Origin of the sequence: Aromatoleum buckelii, from assembly GCF_012910785.2 — a bacterium.
GTDB classification, from domain to species: domain Bacteria; phylum Pseudomonadota; class Gammaproteobacteria; order Burkholderiales; family Rhodocyclaceae; genus Aromatoleum; species Aromatoleum buckelii.
In genome coordinates, this window is the sequence record NZ_WTVH02000008.1 from 271,548 (window position 1) to 284,665 (window position 13,118).

Here is a 13,118-nt window from a genome sequence, read left to right on the forward strand (position 1 = left end):
GGTGCGCGCTACGAAACAGACGAGTATTTCCGGCTCACCCGGCGAAAATGACGCAAAGGGCATGACGCAAGGGGCGTGCCGGTCCATCACGGATTTCGCCGAGGGAATCGCGGAGCGAGACTAGAATCTCTTTTCTTCGCCCCCTGGATCCTCCGCTTCCGCCCATGTCAGACCACATCCGCATTGTCGGTGCGCGCCAGAACAACCTCAAGAACCTTTCGCTCGACATCGCGCTGAACGAGATCACCGTCGTCACTGGCGTGTCCGGATCGGGCAAGTCCTCGCTGGTGTTCGACACGCTGTACGCCGAAGGGCAGCGGCGTTACGTCGAGACGTTCTCGCCGTACGCGCGCCAGTTTCTCGATCGGATGGACAAGCCGCAGGTCGATCGCATCGAAGGCGTGCCGCCCGCGATCGCGATCGACCAGACCAACCCGGTGAAGAGCTCGCGCTCGACGGTCGGCACGATGACCGAGCTCGCCGACCACTTCAAGCTGCTCTATGCCCGCGCCGCGCGGCTGCATTGCCGGCGCTGCGGCGCGCCGGTGCGGCGTGACGATCCGGACAGCATCGTTGCTGCGCTCGTCGAGCGCTGCGCGGACGACCCGCGCCTCGTGCTGACGTTCGCGGTGCCGGTCCCGGCGAACTTCAGCGAGGACGAGATCACCTCGCTGCTGAACCGGCAGGGCTATACGCGCATCCACCTGCGCGAATCGGCGCCGGCAGGCGATCTGCTGCACGTCGTGCAGGATCGCTTGCGCCTGTCGAACGCCGGGCGCGGCCGCGTCATCGAAGCCATCGAGACGGCGTTGCAGCATGGTCACGGGCACCTCGCGGTGCGTGCCCAGCATGACGGCGGCGAGACGGTGTGGCGCTTTTCCCGCGACCTCCACTGCGCCGACTGCGACATCCATTACGCCGAGCCGACCCCCGGCCTGTTCTCCTTCAATTCGCCGATCGGCGCGTGCGAGACCTGCCGCGGTTTCGGCCGCGTCATCGGCGTCGATTTCGCGCTCGTGATCCCGGACGAATCGAAGACGCTCGCCGAAGGCGCCGTCAAACCCTGGCAGACCGCGAGCTACCGCGAATGCCAGGAAGACATGGCGAAGCTGGCGAAGAAATACGACGTGGCGATGGACATCCCGTTCCGCGACCTGCCGCCGGAACATCGCCGCTGGGTGCTCGAAGGCGATCCGCAGTGGAAAAGCTGGGACGCGTCCTGGCCGCGCAAATGGTACGGCGTGCGCCACTTCTTCGACTGGCTCGAGAGCAAGGCGTACAAGATGCACATCCGCGTCCTGCTGTCGCGCTACCGCAGCTACACGGAGTGCCCGGCATGTCACGGTGCAAGGCTGAAGCCGGAGGCGCTGTTGTGGCGGCTCGGCGAACAGGACTCAGCGGACCTCGGCGTGCAGACTGGCGCCGGTGGCGCCCCCGCGGCGGCGGATCCATCCCCCGACTATCGCGCACAGCAGCCGAAGCGCGATCCCCTGCCCGGCCTCGCAATCCACGAACTGATGGCGCTTCCCGTCAGCCGCGTGCGCGATTTCATCGCCCGCGTCGAACTGCCGGCCGGCCTCGACGAGGCGACCGGGCTGCTGCTCGGCGAGATCCGCAGCCGCCTCGACTACCTCGCCCGGGTCGGCCTCGGCTACCTGACGCTCGACCGCCAGTCGCGCACGCTGTCGGGCGGCGAAGTGCAGCGCATCAACCTGACGACCGCGCTCGGCACTTCGCTCGTCAATACGTTGTTCGTGCTCGACGAGCCGTCGATCGGCCTGCATCCGCGCGACATCGAGCGCATCCTCGGCGTCATGACGCGGCTGCGCGACGCCGGCAACACGCTCGTCGTCGTCGAGCACGATCCGCAGCTGATGCGCGCGGCCGACCGCCTGCTCGACATCGGGCCCGGTCCCGGCGAGCGCGGCGGCGAGATCGTCGGCTACGGCAGTCCGGCCGAAATCGCTGCCGATCCGGCGTCCCTGACCGGCGCGTATCTCGCGGGCAGAAAGCGCGTCGACGCGGGCCGCAAGCTGCGCCCGGTGACGCCCGGCGGGCCGGTGCTGCGCATCGTCGGTGCGACCGAACACAACCTGCGCGAGCTCGACGTCGCGTTTCCGCTCGGCCACCTCGTGTGCGTGTCGGGCGTGTCCGGTTCGGGCAAGTCGACGCTGATCCAGGACGTGCTGTATCCGGCGCTGGCAAAGCACTTCGGCCACGGCACCGAAGCCCCTGGCGCGTTCGCGCGCCTCGAAGGCTTGGACAGCCTTGCCGGCGTCGTGATGGTCGACCAATCGGCGATCGGCAAGAGCGCGCGCTCGAACCCGGTCAGCTACGTCGGCGCGTGGGATGCGATCCGCGCGCTGTTCGCGGCCCTTCCCGACGCGCAAAGCCGCGGCTACACGCCCGGCACGTTCAGCTTCAACGCGGGCACCGGCCGTTGCCCGACCTGCAACGGCTCGGGCTTCGAGCACGTCGAGATGCAGTTCCTGTCGGACGTCTATCTGCGCTGTCCGGACTGCGACGGCAAACGCTACCGGCCCGAAGTGCTCGAGCTCGCGTGGCGCGGCCGGTCGGTCGCCGACGTGCTCGAACTGACCGTGTCCGAAGCGCTCGCGTTCTTCGCCGACCAGCCCGCAGTGGGAGCTGCGCTCGCGCCGCTCGCCGACGTCGGCCTCGACTACCTGCGGCTCGGCCAGCCAGTGCCGACGCTGTCCGGCGGCGAGGCGCAGCGGTTGAAGCTCGCCGGCCATCTTGGCGCGGCGGCGAAGCCGGGCGGCAAGAAATCCAGAGCGAAGACCGACGCCGGCCGCCTGCTCTTCCTGTTCGACGAGCCGACGACCGGCTTGCACTTCGACGACGTCGCGACACTCTTGCGCGCGTTCGAAAAGCTCCTCGACGCAGGGCACGCGCTCGTCGTCATCGAGCACAACCTCGACGTGCTGCTCGCCGCGGACTGGATCGTCGATCTCGGCCCCGAAGGCGGCGACGCGGGTGGCGAACTGCTCGTCGCCGGAACGCCGCAGACCGTGATGGCCGCAGCTGCGTCGCACACGGGTGCCGCGCTGCGCGGCTACGTCGAATCGCTCGGCAAGCCGCCCGCGGCCGTCGCCGAACCGGTGGCCCGCTACCGCCCCGTCGCCGCGCCGGCGATCGAAATCCGCCACGCGCGCGAGCACAATCTCAAGAACGTCAGCCTGACGATCCCGCGCGACCGCTTCACCGTCATCACCGGCCTGTCCGGCTCCGGCAAATCGACGCTCGCATTCGACATCGTGTTCGGCGAAGGCCAGCGCCGCTACCTCGAATCGCTCAACGCGTATGCGCGCCAGTTCGTGCAGCCGGCCGCGCGCCCGGACGTCGATGCGCTGTTCGGCATTCCGCCGACGGTTGCGATCGAGCAACGCGTGAGCCGCGGCGGCAGGAAAAGCACGGTCGGCACGCTGACCGAGATCCAGCCGTTCCTGCGCCTGTTGTACGTCAAGCTCGGCACGCAGTACTGCCCGCAGTGCGACGTGCCGGTGTCGCCGCAAAGTTTCGACGCGATCGCGGCGCAGATCCTGCGCGAGCACCGCGGCGCGTCGGTCGAGCTGCTCGCGCCGCTCGTGACGAACCGCAAAGGCCTCTACACCGCGCTCGCGAAATGGGCGAGGGGCAAGGGCTTCGAGCAGCTGCGCGTCGACGGCGACTACCTGCCGACGGCGAAGTGGCCGCGGCTGGATCGCTACGTCGAGCACACGATCGAGCTGCCGGTCGGCAGTCTCGCCGTCGCGCCGGAACACGAGGCGGCGCTGCGCACGCAGCTCGCCGCAGCGCTCGAACACGGCAAAGGCGTCGTCAAAGTACTCGAGCTCGGCAAGCCCGGCGCACGGCCGCACACATTCTCGACGCTGCGCGCCTGCCCGTGCTGCGGCGACAGCTTCCCGGAGCCGGATCCGCGGCTGTTCTCGTACAACGCCAAACACGGCTGGTGCCCGGCGTGCTACGGCACCGGCCTCGCGCTGTCCGGGCGCGTCGAGGACCCGGATGCGCTGGACCTCGGCGAGCTCGGCGAACAGGAGCCGGCCGACGGCGCCGTGTGCGCGGTGTGCGACGGCGCGGGGCTGAACCCGGTCGCGCGCGCGGTGCGTTTTCGCGAGCGCGGCATCCACGAACTGTCGGCGCAGCCGGTCGCGGCGCTCGCCGCGTTCTTCGCCAGCCTGCGGCTCGCCGGGCGCGAGATCGACATCGCACGCGACCTCGTCGCCGAGATTCGCGGCCGCCTCGACTTCCTGCAGCAGGTCGGGCTCGCGTACCTCGCGCTCGACCGCGGCGCGCCGACGCTGTCGGGCGGCGAGGCGCAACGCATCCGGCTCGCCGCACAGCTCGGCTCGAACCTGCGCGGCGTGTGCTACATCCTCGACGAGCCGACGATCGGGCTGCATCCACGCGACAACCGCATGCTGCTCGACACGCTCGAGCGGCTGCGCGATCGCGGCAACACGCTGCTCGTCGTCGAACACGACGAGGAGACGATCCGCCGCGCCGACCATGTCATCGACCTCGGTCCCGGCGCCGGCGTGCGTGGCGGCCGCGTCGTCGCCGAAGGTCGCCTCGCGGACCTGATCGCCGCGCCCGAATCGGCGACCGGCGCTTTCCTGCGCGCGCCGCTGCAGCATCCGTTGCGCCCGCGCCGGCCGCTCGACGACGCGCATCCGTCGATCCGTGTCTTGGGAGCGGACCTGCACAACCTGCGCGACGTGTCGGCCACTGTGCCGCTCGCGCGCCTGACAGTCGTCACTGGCGTGTCCGGCTCGGGCAAATCGACGCTCGCGCGCGACGTGATCCACGCGAACCTGCGCAAGCTGCTCGGCGACCCGGAGGCGGCCCGCGCGCGGCGCCGCGGCCAGCCGCAGCCGCAAACCAGCGATGTCGAGCCGGTCGGCTGCCGTGCGATCGAAGGCTGGCAGGCGGTCGGCCGCGTGCTCGAAGTCGACCAGACGCCGATCGGCAAGACGCCGCGCTCGTGCCCGGCGACCTACGTCGGCTTCTGGGACGCGATCCGCAAGCTGTTCGCCGACACTTTCGAAGCCAGGACGCGTGGCTGGAGCGCGTCGCGCTTCTCGTTCAACACCGGCGCCGGGCGCTGTTCGGTGTGCGAAGGCCAGGGCCAGACGACGGTCGAGATGAGCTTCCTGCCCGATGTCAAGCTGCCGTGCGACGCGTGCGGCGGCGCGCGCTTCAACCCCGAGACGCTGATGGTGCGCTGGCGCGACAAAACCATCGCCGACGTGCTCGCGATGCCGGTCGATGAAGCGGTCGAGTTCTTTGCCGCGCACCCGTCGATCGCGCACCCGCTCGCGCTGCTGCAGGACGTCGGCCTCGGCTACCTGACGCTCGGCCAGTCGAGCCCGACGCTGTCCGGCGGCGAAGCGCAGCGCATCAAGCTGGTCACCGAACTGGCTAAAGTGCGCAGCCGCGCCGGGGACCGTGCCGCGACGAATGCCGCACCCGGCGGACGGCCCCTGCCGGCCGAAAAACACACGCTTTACGTTCTCGACGAGCCGACCGTGGGCCTGCACATGGCGGACGTCGACAAGCTGATCCGGGTGCTGCAGCGGCTCGCCGACGCCGGCCACACGGTGCTGGCGATCGAGCACGATCTGGACGTCATGGCCGAAGCGGACTGGCTGATCGACCTCGGTCCTGAAGGCGGAGACGGCGGCGGCGAAATCGTCGCGCAGGGCCCGGTCGCTGCCGTTTGCGAGTGTTCCGCTTCGCACACGGCAACGATCCTGAAAGAGTTCCTCGCCGCGCGCAGTGCGACGCCCGCCGGTACGCCCGTTGAGCCGTCCCCGCGGGCGCGGCCAAAACGACGCCCGGTTCCCCCTAGTTGACGCGCATCGGCACGAAGATGCGCGCACCGCCACGCTGGATTAGCAGCGCGAAGCGGTCGCCGGCTTTTTCGATCATCGTGCGAAACGACGCGACGTCCGACACCGGTTGGTTGTTCAGCGAGAGTATGACGTCGCCGCGTTGCAGCCCGGCACGTTGCGCCGGACCGGTTGCGCGCTCGATGACGATGCCGCCCTGCACGTCCAACTGCGCCGCTTCTTCCGCAGTCAGCGGGCGAATGACGAGGCCGAGCTTGCCGCCGGCGTCTTCGCCCTGCGGACCGCCTGGCTCGCCGCGGCCTTCCGCGACCGCTTCGCTGCGCATCTCGCCGAGCGTCGCCGTCACCGTGCGGGTGCGGCCGTCGCGCCACAGTTCGAGCTTCACTTCGGTGCCGGGGCGCTTGTCGCCGATGATGCGCGGCAGATCGCCCGAGTCCTCGATCTGCGTGCCGTTGACGCCAAGCACGACGTCGCCGGCCTTGATGCCGGCCTTGTCCGCGGCGCTGCCCGCTTCGACGTTCGAGACCAGCGCGCCTTTCGGTTCGGCAAGTCCGAACGACTGCGCGAGCTCGCGCGTCATGCTCTGGATCGTGACGCCGAGCTTGCCGCGCTGCACGCGACCGTACTGGATGATCTGGTCCTTGACGTTCAGCGCGACATCGATCGGGATCGCGAACGAGATGCCCATGAAGCCGCCCGAGCGCGAGTAGATCTGCGAGTTGATGCCGATGACTTCGCCGGCGAGGTTGAACAGCGGGCCGCCCGAGTTGCCGGGGTTGATCGCGACGTCGGTCTGGATGAACGGCACGTAGTTCTCGTCCGGCAGGCGCCGTGCCTTCGCGGAGATGATGCCTGCCGTCACGGTGTTGTCGAAGCCGAACGGCGAACCGACCGCGACCACCCATTCGCCGACGCGCGCTTTCTCCGCGTTGCCGGTGCGCACCACCGGCAGGCCGGTGGCGTCGATCTTGAGCAGCGCGATGTCGGTGCGCGGATCAGTGCCGACCACTTTCGCCTTGAACTCGCGCTTGTCGATGAGCCGCACAGTCACTTCGGACTGGACTTCGCCCTCACCCGCGCCCGCGCCCGCGCCGACGACGTGCGCATTGGTCAGCACGTAACCGTCGGCACTGACGATGAAACCCGATCCGATGCCGCGGCTGATCTGCGGGCCGCCCTGGCCGGGCATGCCCGGCATCCCGGGCATGCCCGGCACCGGCACGCCGAAGCGCCGGAGGAAGTCGTAGAACGGATCTTCGAGCGCCCCCCCTTCCGGTGCGGCGCGTTCCTGCACGACACTGATATTGACCACCGCCGGGCCGACGCGCTCGACGAGGTCACCGAAATCGGGCAGGCCGAAGGAGTTTGGCGCGACCAGGGGTGCCACGGATTCCGCCGCGGCGAATGCCGGCGAGGACGGCAGCAGGCCGATTGCGGCCGGCACAATGGCGGCGAGGGCGACGACGAGCGGGCGGCTGAACGGATGGTTTCTCATGTTTTTCCTGTATCCCTGAAGAAAATTGCCTGCGCCGGTGGACTTGCAGTACATGCAAATTGTTCCCGGCATGAATTGGTGCGTCATCGCGTGCGAAGCCGGCGCGTCGGGCGTGCAATCCGGGGCGGGCAGCGATTCCCGGCCGGATTTCGGATTCCGTCACACCGGGCACGGGCGGGTTCGCGCAGAAACCGATCCGGGAGCGAACGGAGGTGCTTGTCTGCGCCGGCAGGGTACGGAGTAATATCTTCCCTCTTTCCTGACACTCGTTTGCGCGGCAGACCGACGCGATGACCCTGACCGACCTGCGATACCTCGTAGCGCTTGCCCGTGAACGCCACTTCGGCCGCGCGGCCGAGAAGTGCCATGTCAGCCAGCCGACGCTGTCGGTCGCGATCAAGAAAATCGAGGAGGAACTCGGCGTACAACTGTTCGAGCGCAGTGCGACCGAAGTGAAGATCACCGCGACCGGACGGCGCATCGTCTCGCAGGCCGAGAAAGTGCTGCTCGAGGCGGCGCAGATTCCGGAGATCGCATCGGCCGGCAAGGACCCGCTGGCGGAGCCGTTGCGGCTCGGGGTCATCTTCACGATCGGGCCTTACCTGTTGCCGCGCCTGATCCCGCGCGTGCATCGACTCGCACCGCGCATGCCCCTGATCATCCAGGAAAACTACACCGCCCGCCTCGCCGAGGCGCTCAAGCGCGGCGAACTGGACGTCGTGGTCCTGTCACTGCCGTTCGCCGAGCCCGGCATCGTCGCCCAGCCGGTCTACGATGAGCCGTTCCGCGTCCTGATTCCGGCAGCGCATCCTTGGCAGGGCCAGGAGCGGATCGACCCCGCCATGCTCGCCGAAGAGCAGCTGCTGCTGCTCGGGGCCGGCAACTGCTTCCGCGACCAGGTGCTCGAAGTGTGCCCGCACTTCCGCAACGTCAGCGGCCTGCAGCGCACGCTCGAAGGCAGCTCGCTGGAGACGATCCGCCACATGGTCGCGACCGGCCTCGGCGTGACGGTGTTGCCGAGCTCCGCAGCCGACGAACTCCCGGCGCACAATCCGCTCGTCGCGGTCCGTCCGTTCGCAGCGCCGGAGCCTTCGCGGCGCGTCGTGCTGGCGTGGCGCGTGACCTACCCGCGCAGCGGCGCGATCGATGTGTTGCGCACCGCGATCCTCGAAAGCGCGCTGCCGGGGGTCCGGCCGATCGGCCGCGCCACGACGGTCGAGACGGTGGAAGCGCCATGAACCCCCGGGCAATGCGTTGCTGGCCGCGCGGCGGGCGGCCCGCGTGGCGGTGAAGGCGGTCGCGCTCGGCGAGCGAAGACCACGCGGGCATCCGAGCGCTGGATGGGCAGGAGCGCCGGGATGAGCGCGCCGCTCGTCATCGTCGGTAGCGGGGCGGCCGGCTATGCGCTGCTGCGCGCACTGCGACAGCTCGATCGCGACCGGCCGCTCGTGCTGATCACGCGGGACGACGGTGCGGCTTACGAAAAATTCCACTTGGCGCGCGCGCTCGGCGGGCGCAAGCGGGCCCGGGACCTCGTCCTCGCGACCGTCGAGCAGATGGCGCACCGCTACGGGGCAACGATCCTCGCGCATCGCCACGTCCTGCGGATCGACCGGCTGCGCCATGAACTGGTGATGCGGGAAGGCCGGTACGGGTATGGACAGCTCGTGCTTGCCACTGGCGCGGCACCGCTACGCCAGCCGGGGCTGCGGGGAACGGCGGCGTCGCGGGCGCTGACGCTGGGAAGCCTCGCCGACTATGCCTATCTGCGCAGCGAACTGGCCGGCCGAAACCGCGTCGTCGTGCTCGGCGGAGGCCTTGCCGGCTGCGAACTGGCTGACAACCTCGCGCGTTCGGGCTGTCACGTGACGCTCCTCGAACCCGCGAATCAGCTGCTCGCGGAAACGCTGCCGACGCTCAGCGCCGCACGCGTCGCGCAGGCGCTGCAGGCCGCGGGCGTGCAGGTGATGACCGAGGACGGCATCCAGCGTATCGACCAGGGCCCGGACGAGCTGGAGCTGACGACGCTCGCAGGCGTGCGCTTTTCGGCCGACCTAATGGTGCTGGCGCGCGGCGCGTCGCCGCGGACGGAACTCGCGCGCGACGCGGGCCTCGCCGTGGCGCGCGGAGTCGTCGTCGATCAGGCATTGGGCACTGCCGATCCGGACATTTTCGCGCTGGGCGAATGTGCCGAGATCGACGGGCGCCTGTTCAGGCTTCCCGAAGATATCGAAGCCGGCGCCCAGGTGCTCGCCGAGGTGCTGTGCGGGAGAAAACGGCGCATGCGGTGGCCGGCGCGGCTACGACGCCTGCAGATCGAAAGTTGCCCGGTGGCCGTCTGCGAACCGCCGCCGCTCGCCGGGGAATGGCACGAGGCGGCGACGCAGCGCGGCGTCAGGGCAGTGTTCCGCGACCGCCGCGGGGCGCTGCGCGGATTCGCGCTGCTCGGCGATCAGGTCGCCGCAGCCGAGCGCCTGCTCGGCGAGCTCGGTCGCTGAACCGGTCTTGGCCGCAGCCGCGCCGCACGGCTTACGACGGTATGCGACCGAGGCCGTTTCGCGACAAACCGCAGCCCTGCCGAATCGATGCTCAGGCGGCGCTGCTGCGCTTGCGCGCCGGCGCGCGCGCGGGTTTCGCCGTCGCCGTGGCAGCGACCGGGGGTTTTTCGTCGTCCGCGGCGGCTGCCGTCTTGCCTTTCGCGCCCGCTTTCGGCGTCTTCGCTTCGAATTCGAAGCCGACTTTGCCGTCGCCGCCGCGTACGAGGAAAGCCGAGAACTTGCGCCGCGTGCGCGTCGACACGAATCCCTTGAGCAGGTCCGTGCGCCCGTCGGCGAGCAGCTTCACCATCTGTTCGCGCTCGACCGGCTGCTGCAGGATGACTTTGCCGGACCGGAAATCGCAGGACTTTTCCGGCCCGACGGATTTCTCGCAGACATACGCCATGCCGTGCTCGAACACGCGCGCGCCGCACTTCGGACACGGGCCGAGCGGCTCCTGCGCGGAAAAATCGACCGGCTCGGCGCCTTCGCCGTCGTCCTTCGGCTGGCCGAAATCGAACTCCGGCTGCTGCTCGTCGTTGAGGCGGATCTCGGCGTTGAACAGCCGTCCCATCTTGCTGCGAAAGCCGGTCAGCGGTCCGACGCGCCGTTCGCGCAGCAGGGTCTCGATCTCGTGGATCTCGAACTGGCGGCCGGCGACGATTTTCCACGCGCTCCAGTCGCACGCCTGACACGCGAACTTCTTGTAGTTTTCCCGCACGACGCCGCCGCATTTCGGGCACGGCGCGGACAGCGTCGCGAAGTCGCCCGGCACGGTGTCGGATTCGTAGCGCTTCGCGCGCTCGACCATCTCGCGCGCCATTTCGGCGATCTCGCGCATGAATTCGGGGCGCGACAGCTGGCCGCGCTCCATCTGCGCGAGCTTGTGCTCCCATTCGCCGGTGAGTTCGGGCGACGTCAGGGACGACACGTCGAGGCCTTTGAGCAGCGTGATCAGCGAGAACGCTTTCGCGCTCGGGATCAGCTCGCGGCCTTCGCGGTGCAGGTACTGCTCGGCGATCAGCCCTTCGATGATCTGTGCCCGCGTGGCCGGCGTGCCGAGTCCGCGCTCGCCCATCGCCGCACGCAGTTCCTCGTCGTCGACCATCTTGCCGGCGCCTTCCATCGCGGACAGCAGCGTCGCTTCGTTGTAGCGTGCGGGAGGCTTCGTCACGAGCGCCTTGACGAGGATGTCCTCGGTCGCGACGCGTTCGTTCTGCTCGACGGCGACGAGCTGTGCACCGCCTTCGTCATCGGCCTTCGCCGCTTCCTTGCCGTACACCGCGAGCCAGCCGGGGTTCACGAGCACTTTGCCTTCTGTCTTGAACGCTTCGTTCTCGACGCGCGTGATGCGGGTCGTGATGCGGTATTCCGCAGCCGGATAGAACACCGCGAGGAAGCGCCGGGTGACGAGGTCGTAGATCTTCTGTTCGGCTTCCGACAGGCTTTTCGGCACCGCGCCGGTCGGAATGATCGCGAAGTGGTCCGAGATCTTCGCGTTGTTGAAGATGCGCTTGTTCGGCTTGACCCAGCCCTGCTTCATGATTTCGCCGGCGAACGGCGCGTAGTCGTCGGGCAGCGCGTGCAGCACGTCCTTGACGGTGCCGACGTAGTCCTCCGGCAATGCGCGCGCATCGGTCCGCGGATAGGTCAGCGCCTTGTGCTTCTCGTACAGCGCCTGTGCGATCTGCAGCGTTACGCGCGCCGAGAAGCCGAAACGGCCGTTGGCGTCGCGCTGCAGGCTCGTGAGGTCGAACAGCAGCGGCGACAGCTGCGTCGATGGTTTCGATTCCTCGCTGGCGATGCCCGGCTTGCCGTCGCACTTCGCCTTGATCGCGTCGGCGCGCGCGCGGTCCCACAGCCGGAACGCGGTCGCGTGTTCGTCGCCTTCGGGTTTGCGGAAACTTTCGTCGAACCAGCGCCCGGCATACCGGCCGGCCTTGCAGCCGAACGTCGCTTCGAGCTCCCAGTAGTCGCGCGGCTTGAAGCGGCGGATCTTCTCTTCGCGTTCGACGACGATCGCCAGCGTCGGCGTCTGCACGCGGCCGACGGTCGTCAGGTGAAAGCCGCCGGTCTTCGAGTTGAACGCCGTCATCGCGCGCGTGCCGTTGATGCCGATCAGCCAGTCGCTCTCGGCCCGGCACACCGCCGCCGAGCGCAGGCCTTCGACTTCCTGTGCCGAACGCAGCTGCGCAAAGCCATCGCGGATCGCGCCGGGCGTCATCGACTGCAGCCACAGCCGCGACACCGGCTTGTCGGTCTTCGAGTGCTGCACGATGAAGCTGAAAATCAGCTCGCCTTCGCGTCCCGCGTCGCACGCATTGATGAGCCCGGTGACGTCCTTGCGCTTGATCAGGCGGGTCAAGAGCTTCAGCCGGTCATCGGTCTTCTCGATCGGTTTCAGCGCGAAGCGGGGCGGGATCACCGGCAGGTGCGCGAACGTCCATTTGCCCCGCTTGACTTCGTATTCCTCGGGCACGGCCAGCTCGAGAAGGTGGCCGACGGCCGACGAAAGCACGTACTCGTCCGACTCGAAGTAGTCCTTTTCTTTCGTGAAACCGCCGAGCGCGCGGGCGATGTCCTGCGCGACGGAGGGTTTTTCCGCGATGATCAGTTCCTTGCTCATGCCGGTAGGGCTGCCTTCGAAAAGCGCCGGGGCGTTTTCGGTTGAGGGTTATCGAGCGGCGCATGATAAGCACGCCGCTGCGGCACGTGCAAGCGCAGGCCGGAGGCTTTACTGCAGGACCGGAGCGAGTTCTTCCGCTTCGTCGGTCAGCAGTTCGTCGAGGATCAGGCTGTCGAGCGGTTGCTCCTGCTGCCACAGGACCATCAGCACGATGACCTTGAAACGGTGCAGGTTCAGGTTGAAACCGCCGAGCGCCATCGTGCGTTCGATGATCAGCTCGCGGGTCTGCGGATCGAGCGCGCCGGCGTTTTCGAGGAACGCGAGAAAGCCGCGGCAGCTGGCGTCGAGCTTCGCCTGTTCTTCGGCAGCGTAGAGGCGGATCGAGTCCGGTTGCGGAACCCGCGCGAGCGGCGACACCGCGACTGCGCGCAGACCGGAAAGCCAGTCGAGCGCTTCGGTGATTTCGTCCTCCTCGAAGCCCGCTGCGGAGAGCTTGCGCGCCAGCTGCTCGGATTCGGGACACGCCGCGGCGTGGAGGTAGTTCTCGAAGAGGTAGACCAGGATGTCGAACATGATTGGCACACGAG

At 68.5% G+C, this 13,118-nt stretch carries 6 protein-coding genes; 3 read left to right on the forward strand and 3 right to left on the reverse strand.

Translation table 11 applies throughout. The annotated features are described in order from the left end of the window. Positions 1-164 precede the first annotated feature (164 nt). Positions 165-5,876, forward strand: a complete 5,712-nt coding sequence (gene uvrA / locus GO608_RS03180; protein ID WP_169197825.1) for an excinuclease ABC subunit UvrA — start codon at positions 165-167, stop codon at positions 5,874-5,876. Here uvrA and GO608_RS03185 read toward each other — a convergent pair. Continuing rightward, on the reverse strand, positions 5,869-7,368 hold the full coding sequence (locus tag GO608_RS03185) for a DegQ family serine endoprotease (protein ID WP_169197826.1): 1,500 nt from the start codon (positions 7,366-7,368) through the stop codon (positions 5,869-5,871). The genes uvrA and GO608_RS03185 overlap by 8 nt on opposite strands. Positions 7,369-7,658: 290 nt before the next feature. Between GO608_RS03185 and GO608_RS03190 the strand changes: the two genes are divergently transcribed. Then, positions 7,659-8,606: a hydrogen peroxide-inducible genes activator gene (locus tag GO608_RS03190; protein ID WP_169197827.1), complete on the forward strand. Its 948-nt coding sequence runs from the start codon at positions 7,659-7,661 to the stop codon at positions 8,604-8,606. A 120-nt stretch (positions 8,607-8,726) separates the two neighbouring features. Beyond that, positions 8,727-9,866, forward strand: a complete 1,140-nt coding sequence (locus GO608_RS03195; protein WP_169197828.1) for an FAD-dependent oxidoreductase — start codon at positions 8,727-8,729, stop codon at positions 9,864-9,866. Positions 9,867-9,957: 91 nt separating this feature from the next. Here GO608_RS03195 and GO608_RS03200 read toward each other — a convergent pair whose 3' ends face one another. Both GO608_RS03200 and GO608_RS03205 read right to left on the reverse strand, forming a co-directional pair. Beyond that, positions 9,958-12,531, reverse strand: coding sequence for a DNA topoisomerase III (locus tag GO608_RS03200; RefSeq protein ID WP_169197829.1), 2,574 nt, complete (start codon positions 12,529-12,531; stop codon positions 9,958-9,960). Positions 12,532-12,639: 108 nt separating this feature from the next. Further along, positions 12,640-13,104 (reverse strand): Smg family protein, encoded by a 465-nt coding sequence (locus GO608_RS03205; protein ID WP_169197830.1) that lies wholly within the window; start codon positions 13,102-13,104, stop codon positions 12,640-12,642. Positions 13,105-13,118: the final 14 nt, after the last annotated feature.

Bases quoted from the DNA above. Each gene is read 5' to 3' on its own strand.
- uvrA (WP_169197825.1), top strand. From the start codon at position 165: ATGTCAGACCACATCCGCATTGTCGGTGCGCGCCAGAACAACCTCAAG.
- GO608_RS03185 (WP_169197826.1), bottom strand. From the start codon at position 7,368: ATGAGAAACCATCCGTTCAGCCGCCCGCTCGTCGTCGCCCTCGCCGCC.
- GO608_RS03190 (WP_169197827.1), top strand. From the start codon at position 7,659: ATGACCCTGACCGACCTGCGATACCTCGTAGCGCTTGCCCGTGAACGC.
- GO608_RS03195 (WP_169197828.1), top strand. From the start codon at position 8,727: ATGAGCGCGCCGCTCGTCATCGTCGGTAGCGGGGCGGCCGGCTATGCG.
- GO608_RS03200 (WP_169197829.1), bottom strand. From the start codon at position 12,531: ATGAGCAAGGAACTGATCATCGCGGAAAAACCCTCCGTCGCGCAGGAC.
- GO608_RS03205 (WP_169197830.1), bottom strand. From the start codon at position 13,104: ATGTTCGACATCCTGGTCTACCTCTTCGAGAACTACCTCCACGCCGCG.